Genomic DNA, 17291 nt, shown 5'->3' on the forward strand with positions numbered 1-17291 from the left:
AAGGACAGCGTCTTGGGGGGAGGATGAGAAGAGGCTATTCGGGTTAGCCCTTCTCGCCCGAATAACCGGGTCGATTCGCAAGAATCGACCCGGTTATTTCGTTTCCGGCGCGGGCGGTTCGCCCGCGCTCGGCGCATCCTCCCGGGGGATACTGCGCCGCAGCACCAGCCGGTCCTCATTGCTGCCGCGATCGCGCGCGAGCCCCACCACCGTGACCGCCGTGGAACCGATGCCCGTGCGCACCACCACGCGGCTGCCCACGGTCTCGGTCACCATCGCATCCAGTGCATCGGCCACGGATTCAGCGATCCGGTGCAGCTCCTCGGGACCCAATCCATCCAGCGTGCCCTCGTCCAGCATCTGCACGATCACGCCGCGGCGGCGGGCCTCCTGCGCGCTCGCGCGCACCCGCTCATTCAGCAGCACCCGGCCGCGAATCTCATCGCGCAGCGCGGCCTCCAGCAGCACACACTCGCGGCGCGCGGCCACATCCAAGACCCCGTCCGATTCCACGATCAGCCGCAGCATCGGCACGGCCCGCGACTCGGTCTGCCGCAGCCGCAGCAGGCGCTCGCGCCGATGCGCCTCGCGCAGGGCGCGCAGCCGGGTGGTCTGTCGCTCGGCGCGCGCCAGGCGCAGGTTATCCCGGGAGAGCCGCACCATCGAGTGGGTCAGCAGGCTCGCGCTGATCACCCAGACGGCCGAGCCGGGAACGCCCATCAGCACCGCATGCGCGGGGCCCGCCCAGAGCACCGATTGCACGATCAAAAACGCCATCCCGATCCAGGCCACCAGCTCCTGCCCGCGCACCAGGAGAATCACCAGGAGCGTCCCGACGGCCGCCACATGCCAGGTGGCATAGCCGTTCACCTCCGAGCCGGTGAGCTGCGAGGTCACGAGCGAGGTGATCAACACGGTCCCCGCGAGCACGGGCCATGCCACGGCCGCGGGAATACCGCGCCGCCAGCCGGGAAGAACACACAGCACGCTGCACAGCACATACAGGGCAATCGCCACCTGCACGGGCCCGGGCGAGGCCGCGCGGTGCAGGGTCAGGGCCGCCGGGATCAGATGGAATCCACAAAACCCGGCCGCCAGAATAAGCAGCCGCGTACGATCCGCGCTCATCGCGGCATCCATCACGCTCGCGCGCTCGGCCCCGTGCTCGGCGGGAGACTCCTCCGCCGCGGAGGGGCTCGACTCGGGAGAGCCCGGGCCGGGCAGCCAGTGCCAAAATCCGCTCATCGAATGCCCCCGGTTTGCTGGCTTGGCCAGTACAGGCGCACGCGGGTACCCGCGCCGCGACCGGACAGGATGCGCGCCTCGCCGCCCACCGCCGCGAGCCGGGCAATAATCGAGACCCGCACACCGAGGCGGCCCGGCGGGATCAGCGAGGGGTTAAAGCCCACCCCGTTATCGGAGACCTCCACGATCAGCTCCCCGGCCGCCGCGATGCGCACCGCGAGCACGCGGCGCACGCGCGGCCCCGCACCCGCATGCTGCACACTATTGGTGAGCGCCTGCACCGCGGCCAGGTGCAGCGCGCGGGCCACGCCGCCGGGCAGGATCATATCGCGCACCCCGCGGTCATCGATCTCGGTCTCCACCCCGAGCGAGTGTGCCGAGAGGACCAGTTCCTCCACAAGCACCGTGAGTGGCACCCGATCCTCCTCGGGGCTCGCGCGGTCCACGGACTGGGCCAGGCGCGTGATCGCGTCCCGGGCCATCCCGGCGGCCACGCTGCGCCGCTGCTCGGAATCGGCCTCCACGGCCGCGTGGAGCGCCGCGAGGACCGTATCGTGCACGAGGGCGTCCACCTCGGCGCGTTCGTTCTCCTCCGCCGTCTGGAGCGCCGTGATGCGATACTCCTCGAGAGCCCCGCGCGCGGCCCGGTCCGCGCGCAGCACCGAGGCGCGGAAAAAATCGATCAGGGTGACCACCACGAGGCCCAGCCCCAGCACATAGGCGGCGTCCATCAGGGCCAGCGCCCCGAGCGGCCGCGAGAGCGGCTCCCCCACCACCCCGGCCACGCCCACCAGCACCCCGATCAGCACCGTATAGGCGGCCGCGGCATGGCGGCCCATCGCCTGCGCGGCACACGCACTCGCGACGGTACACAGGTTCCAGGTCCAGGAGGGACCGGCCTGCGGATCCGGGACCAGCGCGATCCAGAGCAGGATGGACAGCAGGAACGTGCCCGCAAAGAGCAGGCTCGCGCGGCGCTGCACGCGCGGCCAGGACGTGGTGGCGACCACCACGGCCAGCGGCAGCAATTCGATCGTGAGCAGGAGCGCCCCGAGCTGCGGGGTCTCAAAGCGGGTATCCCATTCGGGCAGCGCCACGCTCAGCGCAAAATAGCCGTAGAGCAGCCCGATGATGCCGATGGCCCGCGCGATCCAGCGCTCCACCCGCATCGTGCCCAGCGAGGAGACGGCGGCGAGCGAGGAGAGGACGGTTTCGAGGGACCCGCCGCGCCCGGTGGACACTAGGAGCCGTTATCGGGAACGGTGCCCGCGATATCGTCGAGGATGCCATCCTCCACGGCGCGGCGCAGCAGATCAATCTTGGTGCGCGCGGGGCGGCCCACCTCGATATATTTGGCGCGAATCCGGTTCAGGTATTCCTTAACCGTGGACGGCGCGATGCCCAGCTCCAGCGCCACATCCTTGAGCGGCAGGCCCGAGGCGTAGAGGTTCAGGACATCGCGCTCGCGCGGCCCGAGGGCGGCCACGCTAAAATTTGGGTCGGCCTCGATCGCGCTGGCCCACTCCAGGTTATTCAGGGCCTCGCCGCGCGCCACGGTGGCAATCGCGGCGGTCACATCATGGGCGGGCGAGGACTTCGGGATCACCCCGGCGGCACCCGCGGCCAGGGCCTCGCGCACGAGGGATACCCGGTCGGCGATGCTGTGGATCAGGACCGAGGCCCCGCCGCGCGATACCGCGCGCACGTTCTCGGCGATCGAGCTGCCGTCGCCCAGCGAGAGGTCAAGGACCACAACGTCCACGGGAAGCGTATTACGCAGGAAGCCTGCCACATCCGGGGTGCTGGACACAATGCGGTGCCCCGCCGCGGCACAGACCGCGGAGAGCCCCAGCCGCACGGACTCGTGATCGTCGATGACGGCGACGCGAATGACTCGCTCCATGGGACGTTCCCCTAATCTTCCGGAAGCGACCGCGATCGGGCGGCCGATTCCCATTATCGGCAACGCCGCGCCGGTTGTCCATGCCGCCGTCGTTAATGTACGCACATGACCGGCGCCGGGCGAGTGGCCCGGCGCCGGCGGGCGCGGCTAGACCCGCACGAGCGAGGCCACGGCCTCGACGTGATGGGTATGCGGGAACATATCGAGTCCGCGCACACCGCGCAGCTCATAACCCGCGGCGGTCAGCAGCGCGAGATCGCGCGCGAGGGCCACCGGATCGCAGGCCACGTACACGATCTGCGCCGGGGACAGCTCCACAAGCTGCTCCACCACCTGGCGTCCCGCACCCGAGCGCGGCGGGTCCAGGACCACGGTACCGGCGGCCAGGCGCGAGCGGTCCTCGCGCTCCGCGGTGGCCAGCAGCTCGCCCAGATAGCGGTCCACGCGGCCGGTCACGGCCTGCGCCCCCACCCATTCGGAGAGGTTGCGCGAGGCGTGCTCGGTGGCCACGGTGGAGGATTCCACCGAGGTCATCCGGGTACCCGCACCAAAGCGGTCGCCGAGGGCCGCGGCCAGAAGGCCCACGCCGCCGTAGAGGTCCAGGTTTGCCGCGCGCGGATCAAATAGCGCATCGTCCACGGCATCCTGCACGGCGCCGGTGAGCGCCTGCGCGGCACCGTGATGCACCTGCCAGAAGCCGTCCTCGGCGAGCGAGAACTCGCGGTCACCCACGCGCTCGATGATCGGGGCTCCCCCGGTGGGGGCCGGGGCGGAACCGCGCCGGCGCGGGGCCTGGCGCGGCAGCACACGGGTATCACCGGTGGACGTGCTCAGGACATCCACTCCGGCGGCCCCGCGCAGCTGCTGATCCAGGGGCGCTGCATGCTGCACGGCGCGCGTGGCCAGCGGCAGATCGGAGACGGTGATCACGTTATGGGTGCGCGAGGCATAGGGGCCCACGCGGCCGGCATCGTCGATCTGCAGGCTCACGCGGGTGCGCCAGTGCAGGCCGTTTGCCTCATCGTCCCCGGGCAGGGCCTCGACGGCCACGGGCAGATCAGCGATGCCGCCAAAGCGTTCCAGCGCCTCGGAGAGCACCTGCCGCTTAAGTTCCCGCTGATGGGCGAGGGCGATATGCCCAAACTCGGCCCCACCGGCGCGGTTCTCCGGATCGCGATCGATTCCCGCGGCGGACCAGATGTGCTCGCGCCGGTGCTCGGACGCGGTGATGACCTGCACGGTCTCGGCGCGCCAAAAGCTCGACTTCTGTTGGGTGACCCGGGCGAGAACGCGCTCCCCGGGAATGGCGTCGGCGATAAACACCACACGGCCCTCGTGCCGGGCAATAAAGACCCCGCCGTGGGCTACGTTGGTTACGTCTAGTTCGACCAGTTTTGTTTCGGATTGCTCACTCACACTATGAGCTTCCCACGGAATACCGGTTGCCGCCTATTTCACACCCGGAGAATCATCATGACGCTGTATCTTGCCTCCACCTCCCCCGCCCGGCTGATGCTGCTGCGCTCGGCCGGAATCGAGCCCGTGATTATCCCCTCGCATGTGGACGAACCGGCCGCGGTGCGCGCCGCCGAGGCGCTGCGCGGGCACCTGGATACGGCCGATATGGTGGCGCTGCTGGCGCGGGCCAAGGCCGAGGCCGTGGATCGCGATGAGCACGGGGGCGCCCTGGACGGTTTTATCCTGGGCGGCGATAGCTCCTTTGAGCTGGATGGAATCGCGCATGGCAAGCCGCATACAGCGGAGGCCGCGACCGAGCGCTGGCGCGCGCAGGCCGGAAAAACGGGCACCCTCTATTCAGCGCACTGGCTGATCGATCACCGCGGCGGCAGCCCGCGCGCGGCCGTGGGGGCGGTGGCCACCGCGACCGTCACCTTTGCCGATGATCTGGGCGCGGAAGAGATCCACGCCTATGTGGCCTCGGGCGAACCGCTGGAGGTCGCGGGGGCGTTTACCCTCGATAGCCTCGCGGGCCCCTTCATCCGGGAGATCTCCGGGCATCCCTCCACCGTGATCGGTTTATCCCTGCCCGCGCTGCGCGGGTCCTTTTTGGAGCTTGGTGTGTCGTGGCCCACGCTGTGGAACCACGCCGGACTGTAGGGTTTCACGGATTCTCCCGCGCTTTTTTGTGGGGGGCAACCAAAACAACCCCCGCGGGTGGGCCTATGCTAGAGAACTGTGCCTCGTATTTCTAAAGTTCTTATAGCCAACCGCGGCGAGATCGCCGTCCGCGTGATTCGTGCCGCCCGCGACTCCGGAATCGGGTCGGTTGCGGTCTACGCCGATCAGGACCGCGACTCCCTCCACGCGCGCCTCGCCGATGAGGCCTATGCGCTGGGCGGCTCCACGAGCGCCGATACCTATCTGGTGATCGATAAGATCCTCTCGGTGGCCCGCCGCTCGGGCGCCGATGCTGTACACCCCGGCTATGGTTTCCTCGCCGAGAACGCCGATTTTGCCCGCGCCGTAATCGGTGCCGGCCTCACCTGGATCGGGCCCTCCCCCGATGCGATCGAGCTGCTCGGCGATAAGGTATCCGCCCGCCACGTGGCCGAGCGCGTGGGAGCCCCCCTCGCCCCCGGAACCCTGAACCCCGTCTCGGGCGCCGATGAGGTCCTCGATTTTGTGGATGAGTTTGGTCTACCCGTGGCCATTAAGGCGGCGTTTGGCGGCGGCGGTCGTGGCCTCAAGGTGGCACGCACCCGCGAGGAGGTGCCGGAGATGTTTGAGTCGGCCACCCGCGAGGCCGTCCTGGCCTTTGGCCGCGGCGAATGTTTTGTCGAGAAATACCTCGATCAGCCGCGCCACGTCGAGACCCAGTGTCTCGCCGATGCCGAGGGCAATGTGGTGGTTATTTCCACGCGCGATTGCTCGCTGCAGCGCCGCCACCAGAAGCTTGTGGAGGAGGCCCCCGCGCCGTTCCTCACGCAGGAGCAGAACGACCTGCTCTATTCGGCCTCCAAGGCCATCCTTAAGGACGTGGGCTATGTGGGTGCCGGCACCTGCGAGTTCCTGATTGGTAAGGACGGCACGATCTCCTTCCTCGAGGTGAATACCCGCCTGCAGGTGGAGCACACCGTCTCCGAGGAGATCACCGGAATCGACCTCGTCCGCGAGCAGTTCCGCATCGCCGAGGGCGGCCTGATCGACTATGCCGACCCCGAGGCACTGGGTCACTCCTTCGAGTTCCGCATTAATGGCGAGGACCCGGGTCGCGGCTTCCTGCCCCAGCCCGGCCCGATCCACCAGTTTAAAACCTTCGGTGGCCCCGGCGTGCGCCTGGACTCGGGTGTGACCGCGGGAGACGAGATCTCCGGCGCGTTTGACTCGCTGATCGGCAAGCTCATCGTGACCGGCAAGAACCGCCAGGAGGCGCTTGAGCGTTCGCGCCGCGCGCTGGACGAGTTCCAGGTCTCGGGTATGCCCACGGTCCTGCCCTTCCACCGCAAGATCGTGCGCGATCCCGCGTTTGTGGCGGCCGATGGTCATTTTGGCGTGTATACCCGCTGGATCGAGACCGAGTTTGTAAACGATATCGAGCCCTGGGACGGCGAGCTGGCCGCCCCCTCGGCCCCCGCCGCCCGCAATACCGTGGTGGTGGAGGTGCAGGGTAAGCGCCTCGAGGTGAGCCTGCCCGAGTCCGTGCTTCCCGCGCAGGGCTCCGCGGCCCGCCGCTCGGCCACCCCGCCGCCGCGGCGCGGTGCCGGGGCCGCCTCGGGTGGCGCACGCGCCACGGGTGATTCGGTCACCTCCCCGATGCAGGCCACCGTCGTGAAGCTCGCGGTGGAGGAGGGCCAGAAGGTGGTGAAGGGCGACCTGGTGCTGGTGCTGGAGGCCATGAAGATGGAGCAGCCCATCACCGCGCATAAGGATGGCGTGGTTGGCAATATCAGTGCCCCCGTGGGCGAGACGGTGTCCTCCGGACACCAGCTGCTCACGATTGCCGGCTAGCGCCGCATAGGAATTGGAACGGGCCCCGCGCACTGCGCGGGGCCCGTTTTTCTTAGGGAAGCTCGCTGTCCTCGGCGAGCGCCTGCCGGGCGCTCGGCACCGGCTCGGTCACGTCGGTGGCCGCCCCATAGGCGGTGGCCCCGCCCTCGTCGGTCCAGTCCCGGCCGGGCTCATCGGAGAGCGCGGGATCGGAGGCGAGGGGCTCGGGAGCGGGGGTGGTGGTTTTATTCTTGGTGTCGGTCATCGGGGGCTCCTCTCGGGAAAACGGATCTACCGCGGCCGCGGTCCCCATAACCTATCCCGTTATCACGCCGCCCACGGTCGGGGCCCGTTCAGGAACCTGCGCTACGAAAACGCCCCGCCCTCCCCGAGGGGTGGGCGGGGCGCGGAGCGCGATCGCGGGGATTAGTCCACGCGGTGCAGGGCCTTCGCGGCGTCCGTAATCGACCCCACGAGGGAGGGATATACGGCAAAGGCCTCGGCCACCTGGTCCACCGTGAGGCGATGCTCCACGGCCAGCGCAAGCGGGAAGATCAGCTCGGAGGCCTTCGGGGCCACGATCACGCCGCCGATCACCGTACCCGAACCGATGCTCGCAAAGAGCTTCACAAAGCCGTCCTTGATGCCCATCATCTTCGCGCGCGGGTTCTGGGCGAGGGGCAGCTTATAGATTTCCCCGCGCACCAGGCCCTCCTCGATCTCGCGCTGGCTCCAGCCGACCGTGGCGATCTCGGGCTGGGTAAATACATTCGCGGCGACATTGCGCAGCTCGGTGGGGTTCACCGCATCACCCATCGCGTGATAGATGGCCGTGCGGCCCTGCATCGAGGCCACCGAGGCCAGCGGCAGGAAATTGGTGCAGTCGCCCGCGGCATAAATATTCGGGACCGAGGTGCGCGCCACGCGGTTCACGCGGATATGACCGGTCTCGCTCATCTGCACGCCGGCGTCCTCGAGACCGAGGCCCGCGGTATTGGGGATCGAGCCCACGGCGATCAGCGCATGGGAACCCTCCACGGTGCGGCCATCGGACAGGGTGGCGATCACGCCATCGCCCGCGCGCACCACCGACTCGGCCCGGGACTTATTCAGCACGGTCATGCCGCCGCGCTTAAAGACCTTCTCGATCACGGCCGCGGCATCGGCATCCTCGCCGGGCAAAACCTGATCGCGGCTGGAAATCAGCGTGACGGTGGAACCCAGGGCACGATAGGCCGAGGCAAACTCGGCACCGGTCACACCCGAACCCACCACGATCAGATGCTCGGGAATGGCCTTGAGGTTATAGAGCTGGGTCCAGGTGAGGATGCGCTCCCCATCGGGAGCGGCCGTATCGAGGATGCGCGGGCTGGCACCCACCGAAACCACCACGGTATCGGCCTCGATGCGATCAAAATCGGCCCCCGTGCCGCCGGCCTCGGTGGACGCGATCACGGCATCGCGGCCATCAAGACGGCCATTGCCGTCGATGATCTTCACGCCCGCCTCGAGCAGGTTGGCACGCATATCCTCGGACTGCGCGTGGGCCATCCCCAGCAGGCGCTTATTCACCGCCCCGAGGTTCACGGCCACCTCGGGCTTCACGGGTCGACCCGAGCCCTCGGCCTTGGTGAAAAACTGCACACCCAGCTCATTGGCCGCGCGGATCGCCGTGGTGGCCTCCGCGGTAGCGATGAGGGACTTGGAGGGAACCACATCGGTGATCACGGCCGAGCCGCCCACCCCGATGCGCTCAATCAGGGTGACCTGAGCCCCCAGCTGTGCCCCGGCCAGCGCGGCCTCATAGCCGCCGGGGCCTCCACCAATTACCGCGATTCTCTGGGTGCGTTCAAAGTCGTAGACCATGAACTCCATTCTGTCAGGTGTCGTGGGCACGGCAAAGCCCGCGGGGTGTGGCGCACGGCCGCCGGACCGTGGGATTTTCCGGGCGCGCCGATTAGAGTGGGGGAATGTCTGAGTCCACGCCGCATCCGCTTGAGGATCCCGCCACCGATCCGTTCGCCTTCGCCGCCCTCGCCGCCGCCCAGATCGCCGAGAGGACCGGGGTCCCGCGACACGATATCGCCCTGACCCTCGGCTCGGGCTGGGGCAGCACCGCGGGGCTGATCGGCGAGACCATCGCCGAGATTCCCGCCGAGGAGATCGCCGGGTTTTCCCGGCCCGCGCTGCCCGGACACGGCGGGAAGATTTCCTCGGTGCGCCTCCCCGATGGCCGCCACGCGCTGATCATCGGCGCGCGCACCCATTTTTATGAGGGACACGGGGTGCGCCGCGTGGTGCACTCGGTGCGCACGGCGGCGGCCGCGGGCGCCCGCATCATGGTGCTCACCAACGGGGCCGGCGGGATCCGCCCCGAGTGGACACCCGGCACCCCGGTGCTGATCTCGGACCATATCAACCTCACCGCGTCCTCCCCGCTGGAGGGAGCCACGTTTGTGGATCTCACCGATCTGTATTCGCGGCGGCTGCGCGGCATCGCCCGGCAGATCGATCCGGGCCTGGCCGAGGGCGTGTACTGCCAGTTCCGCGGACCCAATTATGAAACCCCCGCGGAGGTGCGCATGGCCGGGATCATCGGCGGCGACCTCTGCGGAATGTCCACGGCGCTTGAGGCCATCGCGGCACGCGAGGCCGGCCTGGAGGTACTGGGGCTCTCGCTGGTCACCAATGCCGCCGCCGGTATCGGCTCGGGGGCGCTCAGCCATGCCGAGGTGGTGGAGGCCGGGCGCGCGGCCGAACCCGTGATCGGCGCGCTGCTCGCGCGCATCATCGCGGCACTGGACCCGGCCTAGCCCGGAATCGGGCGGGACCCGGAAACAGGCGGGCGCGGGCCGGGAAAATCCCCGACCCGCGCCCCACCGGATAACCGCTATTCGGTCTCGGTCGTGGCCTCATCCGAGGCCGGGACATAACCCAGCTGGGCGATAAAGTGCCCGCGCTCGCGGCTGATCACCTGCGCGCGGCCGGGGACCGCGGGCATCGCCTTGACCTTGCCAATCAGCTGCCCCTCCTCGGGATTACCGCTGAGCAGAATACCGGTGACCCCCAGATCGGTCATGCCCTGCAGGATCGGATCATAGGCCGCGCGCGAGGCACCTCCCGAGCGCCGCGTGACCACCACGTGCAGGCCCACATCGGCGGCCTGCGCGAGCAGCTGCGCGAGCGGGGCCGCGGGGTTACCCTGCGAGGTGGCCACCAGATCATAATCGTCGATCAGCACAAAGCCCTCGGCCCCGGTCCACCAGCTGCGGGCCCGCAGCTGTTCGGCCGTGACATCGGGGCCCGGCAGGCGGCCGCGGAAAAACTCCACGAGCTGCGCGATTGAATCGGTGGTCTGCTCATGCCCGGTCATATACGCGCCCAGATAGTTCTCGGGGATCTCCCCGAGATTTGCACGGCGATAATCGATCATAAAGATGCGCGCCTGGCTCGGCTCATAGCGGCGCATGATCTCGTGAATATAGGCGCGCAGCATCGAGGACTTACCCGAACCCGAATCGCCATAGAGGAATACGTGTGGCTCGGTGCGCGGGTCCAGCCCAAACGGCGCGAGCGAGGCCTCGTCGATGCCCAGCAGCAGGCGCTCGGGATCGGCGGCCGGATTGGCCAGGATCTGCTCCAGCGGCAGGACCTCGGGCAGCAGGCGCAGCTTGGGGGCGGGCTCGCGCACCCAGGCGGTGGCCATCTTGGCCACCAGATCGTCCACGCCGTCCACCAGATTCGCCGCGGTACTGACCCCGTCGATGCGCGGCAGCCCGGTGAGCATTTGCAGGCCCGAGGGCGCGAGGCCCCGGCCGGGCCGGCCCTCGTTCACGTTCTGCGCGGATTTGCGGTTCACCTCGGAGTCGGTGGGATCACCCAGCCGCAGCTCGATCCGCGATCCCAGCATGTCCTTCAGGTTGGGGCGGATCTCCATCCAGCGGTTGGCCGTGACAATCACGTGCACACCGTAGCTCAGGCCGCGCGCGGCGATCAGCTGGATCGGGGTTTCCAGGCTCTCATAATCGCTGCGCAGGGTGCCCAGGCCGTCCACGATCAGGAAAATATCGCCATAGCCGTCATCGGCACCCCCGGCCGCGCGACGCGAACGATAGGTATCAATCGAGTCGATTCCGTTCACCCGGAAAAACTCCTCGCGGGCATCCAGCAGGCCGGTGATCTCGGCCACCGTGCGGCGCACGATATCGGATTCGGTGCGCGTGGCCAGGCCCGCGAGATGCGGCAGATCCCGCAAGCCCACAAAGCTGCCACCAAAATCGATCACAAAAAACTGCACCTCATAGGGCGTATGCCGCAGCGAGAGTGCCGAGACCAGCGTGCGCGCGAGCGTGCTCTTTCCCGAGAGCGGGCCACCCACGATGGCCATATGTCCCGCGGCCCCCGAGAGGTCCACGGTGAGGGTATCGCGGCGCTGCTCAAGCGGCACATCCACCATGCCCAGCGGCACGGTCAGCGCCGGTGCGGTGCGCCACGCGGTGGAGTGCAGGCCCAGCTCATAGGTCACGGTGAGCTCCCCCATCAGCTCGTCCAGGGTGGGCGGCACCTCGAGCGGCGGCAGCCATACCTGGTGGGCGGCGGGCCCGCGGCCCGACATCCGCTCCACCGCGATCTCAAACGTATTGCGGGTTTCCTTCACCACGGCGGTATCCGCCGCGGGCGCGGGGGCCTCCTCCACCACGGGCTCCTCGCGAATCACGGGGGCCGCGGTGAACGGGCTGATCTGCACCGTGCCGGGGCCGGCCTCCGCGGTGATCGCTGTCTGCGTGGTGCGACCCTTGGGCGGGCCGGAGACATAGGCGGCACGGAACTGCACCAGGTCCTCGGTATTGGCCTTGAGGAATCCGCCACCGGGCTCGGGCGGCAGGTGATAGGCATCGGGCACCCCCAGGACGCTGCGGGATTCCGCGGCGGAGAACGTGCGCAGACCGATCCGATAGGACAGATAGGTGTCCAGCCCCTTCAGCCGGTGCTCCTCCAGGCGCTGCGAGGCGAGCAGGATATGCACGTGCAGGGAGCGGCCCAGGCGGCCGATATTCACGAAGGATTCCACAAACTCGGGCTTGGCCTCCAGCAGCTCGGAGAACTCATCGGCCACGATCAGCAGCGCCGGGAGCGGCGCCAGATCGGTGCGGCCGCCGCGGCGGGCCTTCTCGTATTCGGTGACGTTGCCAAACGGGCCGGTGGCGCGCAGCAGCTCCTGGCGGCGCACCATCTCCCCGGTCAGGGCATCCTGCATCCGGTCCACGAGGCTGATCTCCTCGCCGAGGTTGGTGATGATCGCCGAGACATGCGGCATATCCGACATTCCGGCAAACGTGGCACCACCCTTAAAGTCCACAAGCACAAAGTTCAGTTCCTCGGGCGAGTGCGAGAGCGCCAGCGAGAGCACCAGCGTGCGCAGCACCTCGGATTTACCCGAGCCGGTCGCGCCGATGAGGATACCGTGCGGGCCCATACCCTGCTTCGCGGACTCCTTAATGTCCAGCACCAGGGGCACGCCGTTCACGTCCTGGCCGATCGGGACCCGCAGCCGGTCGCGCTCGGGGCGCAGCGCCCAGGCGGTATCGAAGTCGATATTGCGCACATCGGGCATATCCAGCAGTTCCACGAGTTCCAGCTGCCGGTTGGAGCCGCGGGCGCTGCCTGCACCGGGGTCCTCCTCGCCGCCCTGATAGAGCGGGGTGAGGCGGCGCGCGGCGGCCTCCGCCTCGACCAGGCTCAGCTCGTCCTGGGCGATCTCGCGCTGGGCCACAACGCCCGCGGCCACCTGGGTGGTGGCACCATTAATCATCAGGCGGGCGATGCGCGGATCGTCGTTTTCGTCCCAGCTGGAGGGCAGATCCAGCACCGTGACCCCCTGGAGCCCGCCGGCAAATACCGGATCGGTGGGCGGCACGGCCACGCCATCCACCACGATGATCAGGTGCGGCAGCGGGGAGGCGGTGGCGGAGGAGGAAAACCGGGGGCGATCGCGCACATCGGCGGGCATCATCCGGCCCAGGGCCTCCACATCATGCGAGATCATCCGGGCGGCACCCAGGGCGTCGTGGGCGCGCGTGGACTGGGTATGCGGCAGCCACTTCGCCCATTCCCAGAGCGGCAGGTTTTCGGGGGCCGCGGCGATCACAATCTGCACGTTTTCGGGATGCTCCAGCGTGGCCAGGTGCATCACCAGGGCGCGGGCCAGGCCGCGCACCCGATCCTCGTCCTCGCCCACGATCTGCACCGCCGAAAACTCGGAGAGTTCCAGCGAACTGGGCAGGGCGCGCTGGGTCTCGTGGGTCAGGATAAAGCGGTGCGCGGCGGTGGTGGACACCGGATCGAGCTTGGCCACGGGCGGCAGCTCGGGGGCCTCCAACCGGATACACAGCGGCTGATCGCACGTGCCCAGCCGCACCGAGAGATGATCCTCCCCGCCGGGGGTGCGCTCCCAGACCCGGGTGCCCTCCTCGGCAAAATAGCTCAGCGTTTCCGGGGCCGGATAGCGCCAATTGCGTTCCTGGCGTTGGGCGCGGCCCGCGCCGCGCACGGTGGCGCGCAGATCGCTCAGATAGGCGAGATACTCGCGGCGGCTCGTGAGCACGGAGGCCTGGCGCTGCGAGCGCTGCCGCCATCCGTTCACAAAAACAAATCCAAGCGCGGAGATCAGGAACATGCCGCCGGTGATAAAACCGGTGGGGCCCGAATTGCTGATGCTGACCATCACAATCGCGCCCACGCTGCCCAGCATCGGCATCAGGGACGTGAGGATGCTGGAACCGCCATCGGAGGCCTCCAGCTCGGGCGGAACCTGAAGCGTGATATTGCCGCCGGGAACGCGGGGCGGAGCAATCCTGTTATGCATTGCCTTCTCCGTTGGTGGTGGTGGACAGGGTGAACGTGCGGTTGCCGATGCGGATGCGCGAGCCCGGTTCCAGGCGCACGCGGCTGCCGGAGGGGATATTCTCGCCGTCGGTCTGGGTATCATCCACCAGCACCCGGGTGCCGTTGGTGGAGCCCAGGTCGGTGATCCAGGCGCTGCCGCGCTGGAACTCGATGCGGGCGTGGTTCTTGGATACGGTGCCCTCGGAGTCGATCACGGCCACGAGGTGATCCCCGTCGCCGCGGCGGTCGGGTTTGCGGCCGAGATTCACGGTGACCGGGATGGGCAGGCGCGCCTGCTGTCCGCTATCAAAAACGAGGAGCAGTTCGCCCGCGCGGGCGAGCACGGGGCGGGCCTGGCCGATCGGTGCCGCCACGGGCACCACGCCGGTGGGCAGCCGCTCACCCTCGCGCACGGTACCGGTGCCGGTATCCTCCCCGCCCGAGGGCATCGCGGTCACGGCACCCGGCGGCGGTCCCTGCGGGATCGGCACCGGGATCGGGGGTGCGGCCTGCGTGGCGGCGGCGCGTGCCCGGGCGGCCGCGCGGGAGCGCGGCGGGGCCGGATCGGGATCGGGGGTCGCCTCGGGGGCCGGAGCCTCCGCGGGTGCGGGGGCGGCAATCGACTCGGGGGCCGGAGCCTGTACGGGCTCGGGCGCGGGCGCCGGAGCCGGGGCCTGCGCGGGTTCGAGCTCGGGAGCCGGAGCCTGCACGGGTTCGGGAGCCGGAGCCGGGACCTGCACGGGCTCGGGAGCAGGAGACGGGGCCGGCTTGGGTTCGGGCGCGGGGGCCTGCACGGGCGCGGGGGCGTCAACCACCGCGGGAGCCTCGGGCACAGGAACGGGTGCGGGGGTCTCCGGGCCCGCGGCGGGCGCGGCAAACTCGGGCCGCATACCCGGGTGCGGGCCGGGGGCGACGTGACCGGGGGCGACCGGACCGGGGCCCGCGGCCGGGACGGGAGCCTGCGCGGGCATCGCCGGCGGCTGCGAGGATACACCCGGGGCCGGGACACCCGCCGCGGGTGGCATACCCGGTGCGGCCATCCCCATACCCATTCCCGGCACCTGACTGCCCGGCGCGGCCGAAACCGCGGCGGGTGCGGGGGCTCCCGGCACGGCGGGCTGCCCGCCCATCCGGGCCGCGGCCTCCGCCGCGGCGGCCGCGCGCTCCTGGGCGCGCGCCGAGGGGCGACGCCCGCGGCGTTTTCCGGTCTCCGTGGACTCGCCCGCGCCACCGCGCAGCGGGGCCCGGGTGGCCATGACCGCCGAGTGCTCGGCGATCATCCCCGCCGCGGCCGGGGCCACGGGCGCGGCCGGGCCGGCCAGCAGCGTCGTGGCCGAGGGGGTGCCGCTCGCCTGCATCGTGACCGGGGCGGAGGTCACGGGCTGCGGAATCTGGGACCAGTCCACGACCGGCATATCCCGCTGAGCCTCACGCTCGCGCGCCGTGGGCACACTCACCACGAGGGTATGCGCGGCCCGATCCGCGATGCTGCGTCCCACCCGGCGCGGATCGGCCCAGCCGGTGGCCACCACGATCCAACCGCCGATTCCCGCGATCAGCAGGCCAAACCCGTGGATCACTGCGCGCAGCGCGGACGCCCCCACGCCCGGGGAAAACGGGGAGTCATCGCGCGTGGTGCGCAGGCGCAGGCACGCGTTTCCCACGGTCAGGCCGGTGCGCGCCTCGAGCACACCCAGGAGCACCGCGAGTTCCAGTGCCACCACGAGGGCCAAAACCCAGCTCTGGGCAAATACGCCCACCGCGGCGGCGAGGAGCGCCACCGCTATCACGTCCAGGGTGAAGGCAAGCAGACGCATCCCCACGGGCGCGGGGCGTGCCCAGGAACGCGAGCGTCGCAGGGCCTCATCGAGGCGCTGCACGCCGCGAACGGGGGAACGAGAGTCACTCATCCGGAGAACATTCCTTGCATTAGGGTGAGGGTATCGGCGGCCAGGAGGGCAGCCATCGGGGCAAAGGCCAGCGTGAAGCTGTCGAGAATATCGCCCGTGCGGGAGAGGCCGAGTGAGCGCCCGCCGCGGGCCACCGGCAGGATAATGGCGGCGGCAATCGTGGCGGCCAGCAGCAGCCCGCCCGCGAGGGCCAGGCCACCCAGCTCGGTCAGCGCCGGGGCCGCGAGCAGCGCGATCACGGGGAGGGCCAGCAGCACGGCGATCCGCGGGGGATGCCGCAAAATCGCGGTGGTGGCGCGCCGGCTGCCCAGCAGCAGCGCGAGCGGCACGAGGATCGTCTCGGCCAGGCCGGCCCAGCGCAGAATCGCGCCCGGGGCAGCCAGCGCGCCCACAACCGCGGGCAGGCACAGTGCCACGAGCAGCGAGAGCAGGATCGTTGCGGCCTGAAGCCGGGCGCTCGCTGCCTGCACAATCTCGCGCACCTCGGCATCGTCCACGGTGGGGCGGTAGGCGGGCACGCGCCCGCGCACGGTCCACCGGGCGGTCATAAACCGCCCAAAATCAATTGAATAGCCCTCGTCCACCTCGATGAACATGCTCGGCAGCGCGCGCAGGAGCAGCGGCACGCAGCCCGCGCTGATCATCGCGATCTGGGGCAGGGTCCAGCCGATCAGGATGCTGCCCGCCCAGACCACGGCGATCGCGGTCAAAAACACCACGAGGGTTCCGGCGGCGGCGCGCTGCGGACGCCGGGTGGAGAGCACCGTGATCAGCGAGCAGATCAGGGCCGCGGCCCCCGCCCCCGCGGCCACCGCGAGCTGTCCCGCGCCGGTAATCGCGGGCGGAATCAGCAGGGCCGTGCCGAGCGCGGCCAGCGCCGGGGGCACAAAAAACGAGGCCCCGAGCGGCAGTGCGCGGCCGGGCAAAAGATCGCGGGCATCATCGCGGAGGACCGCAAAAATCGCCCCGAAGAGGCCCGCAAAAATCAGTAGCAGCGCCGCGGGCAGCACCGCCGTGGCGCTGAACCCGCTCAGCCCCGCGAGCAGCAGGCCACAGCCCAGCAGCGGCCACCACGGTCCGATGCCCGCGCCCCGCGCGGCGGCGCCCCCGGGCGTGCGCCCGCGACCGCGCGGCTGTGCCCGGGAGCCCGCGCCGGTGAGCGTATATAGCCCGCCCTCGCGCAGATCCGCGGCGAGGGTATGCACCCCCACCTCGACCCCGGACGGGCCCAGCACCCGGTCCCCCGCATGCGGATCGGTGCCCAGCACCGCGAGCGCATGGGCGAGCGTATTGCCCAGCGGGATCACCAGATCATGCCGGTTTTTGGCGTCGCGAACCACGATGCGGCGCAGCGCGGGCCGCGTGCCGGTGAGTTCGCTCATCGCGGGGTCTCCGTTTCG

At 69.7% G+C, this 17291-nt stretch carries 12 protein-coding genes; 3 read left to right on the top strand and 9 right to left on the bottom strand.

Features of this window, described 5'->3' with window-relative positions; translation table 11 throughout:
* Nucleotides 1-93: 93 nt before the first annotated feature.
* The 4 genes from KXZ72_RS06890 to KXZ72_RS06905 all read right to left on the bottom strand — a co-directional run bounded on the left by KXZ72_RS06890 (nt 94) and on the right by KXZ72_RS06905 (nt 4564).
* On the bottom strand, nt 94-1245 hold the full coding sequence (locus tag KXZ72_RS06890; RefSeq protein ID WP_226083260.1) for a hypothetical protein: 1152 nt from the start codon (nt 1243-1245) through the stop codon (nt 94-96).
* On the bottom strand, nt 1242-2486 hold the full coding sequence (locus KXZ72_RS06895; protein WP_226083261.1) for a sensor histidine kinase: 1245 nt from the start codon (nt 2484-2486) through the stop codon (nt 1242-1244). Before KXZ72_RS06895 ends, KXZ72_RS06890 begins: the two co-directional genes overlap by 4 nt.
* Nucleotides 2486-3148 carry a response regulator transcription factor gene (locus KXZ72_RS06900; RefSeq protein WP_226083262.1) on the bottom strand — a complete coding sequence of 221 codons (663 nt, stop codon included), beginning with the start codon at nt 3146-3148 and terminating at the stop codon, nt 2486-2488. Before KXZ72_RS06900 ends, KXZ72_RS06895 begins: the two co-directional genes overlap by 1 nt.
* A 147-nt stretch (nt 3149-3295) precedes the next feature.
* Complete coding sequence (locus KXZ72_RS06905) at nt 3296-4564, bottom strand: class I SAM-dependent RNA methyltransferase (RefSeq protein WP_226083263.1); 1269 nt, start codon at nt 4562-4564, stop codon at nt 3296-3298.
* 57 nt (nt 4565-4621) lie between these two features.
* Here KXZ72_RS06905 and KXZ72_RS06910 point away from each other — a divergent pair, with 57 nt between their 5' ends.
* Nucleotides 4622-5266, top strand: a complete 645-nt coding sequence (locus KXZ72_RS06910; protein ID WP_226083264.1) for a Maf family protein — start codon at nt 4622-4624, stop codon at nt 5264-5266.
* A gap of 78 nt (nt 5267-5344) precedes the next feature.
* A complete protein-coding gene (locus KXZ72_RS06915) occupies nt 5345-7117 on the top strand; it encodes an acetyl/propionyl/methylcrotonyl-CoA carboxylase subunit alpha (protein ID WP_226083265.1) in 1773 nt (590 codons plus the stop codon).
* A gap of 52 nt (nt 7118-7169) precedes the next feature.
* On the opposite strand, the gene KXZ72_RS06920 is transcribed toward KXZ72_RS06915, so the two are convergent.
* Both KXZ72_RS06920 and KXZ72_RS06925 read right to left on the bottom strand, forming a co-directional pair.
* Nucleotides 7170-7361 (bottom strand): hypothetical protein, encoded by a 192-nt coding sequence (locus KXZ72_RS06920; RefSeq protein ID WP_226083266.1) that lies wholly within the window; start codon nt 7359-7361, stop codon nt 7170-7172.
* Nucleotides 7362-7522: 161 nt separating this feature from the next.
* Complete coding sequence (locus KXZ72_RS06925) at nt 7523-8962, bottom strand: NAD(P)H-quinone dehydrogenase (RefSeq protein ID WP_226083267.1); 1440 nt, start codon at nt 8960-8962, stop codon at nt 7523-7525.
* Nucleotides 8963-9066: 104 nt separating this feature from the next.
* Here KXZ72_RS06925 and KXZ72_RS06930 point away from each other — a divergent pair, with 104 nt between their 5' ends.
* A complete protein-coding gene (locus KXZ72_RS06930) occupies nt 9067-9909 on the top strand; it encodes a purine-nucleoside phosphorylase (RefSeq protein WP_226083269.1) in 843 nt (280 codons plus the stop codon).
* A gap of 77 nt (nt 9910-9986) precedes the next feature.
* On the opposite strand, the gene eccCa is transcribed toward KXZ72_RS06930, so the two are convergent.
* Genes eccCa through KXZ72_RS06945 form a run of 3 tightly spaced genes read right to left on the bottom strand, consistent with a single transcriptional unit; the run spans nt 9987 to nt 17273 of the window.
* Entirely contained in the window at nt 9987-13961 is a 3975-nt protein-coding gene (gene eccCa / locus KXZ72_RS06935; protein ID WP_226083271.1) for a type VII secretion protein EccCa, read from the bottom strand.
* Nucleotides 13954-15891: an FHA domain-containing protein gene (locus KXZ72_RS06940; RefSeq protein ID WP_226083272.1), complete on the bottom strand. Its 1938-nt coding sequence runs from the start codon at nt 15889-15891 to the stop codon at nt 13954-13956. Before KXZ72_RS06940 ends, eccCa begins: the two co-directional genes overlap by 8 nt.
* Nucleotides 15888-17273, bottom strand: a complete 1386-nt coding sequence (locus tag KXZ72_RS06945; protein ID WP_226083274.1) for a hypothetical protein — start codon at nt 17271-17273, stop codon at nt 15888-15890. Before KXZ72_RS06945 ends, KXZ72_RS06940 begins: the two co-directional genes overlap by 4 nt.
* Between the last annotated feature and the right edge of the window lie 18 nt (nt 17274-17291).

It is taken from the genome of Mycetocola spongiae, assembly GCF_020424085.1.
Classification (GTDB): Bacteria; Actinomycetota; Actinomycetes; order Actinomycetales; family Microbacteriaceae; genus Mycetocola; species Mycetocola spongiae.

Bases quoted from the DNA above. Each gene is read 5' to 3' on its own strand.
- KXZ72_RS06925 (WP_226083267.1), bottom strand. From the start codon at position 8,962: ATGGTCTACGACTTTGAACGCACCCAGAGAATCGCGGTAATTGGTGGA.
- KXZ72_RS06900 (WP_226083262.1), bottom strand. From the start codon at position 3,148: ATGGAGCGAGTCATTCGCGTCGCCGTCATCGACGATCACGAGTCCGTG.
- eccCa (WP_226083271.1), bottom strand. From the start codon at position 13,961: ATGCATAACAGGATTGCTCCGCCCCGCGTTCCCGGCGGCAATATCACG.
- KXZ72_RS06920 (WP_226083266.1), bottom strand. From the start codon at position 7,361: ATGACCGACACCAAGAATAAAACCACCACCCCCGCTCCCGAGCCCCTC.
- KXZ72_RS06890 (WP_226083260.1), bottom strand. From the start codon at position 1,245: ATGAGCGGATTTTGGCACTGGCTGCCCGGCCCGGGCTCTCCCGAGTCG.
- KXZ72_RS06945 (WP_226083274.1), bottom strand. From the start codon at position 17,273: ATGAGCGAACTCACCGGCACGCGGCCCGCGCTGCGCCGCATCGTGGTT.
- KXZ72_RS06910 (WP_226083264.1), top strand. From the start codon at position 4,622: ATGACGCTGTATCTTGCCTCCACCTCCCCCGCCCGGCTGATGCTGCTG.
- KXZ72_RS06930 (WP_226083269.1), top strand. From the start codon at position 9,067: ATGTCTGAGTCCACGCCGCATCCGCTTGAGGATCCCGCCACCGATCCG.
- KXZ72_RS06940 (WP_226083272.1), bottom strand. From the start codon at position 15,891: ATGAGTGACTCTCGTTCCCCCGTTCGCGGCGTGCAGCGCCTCGATGAG.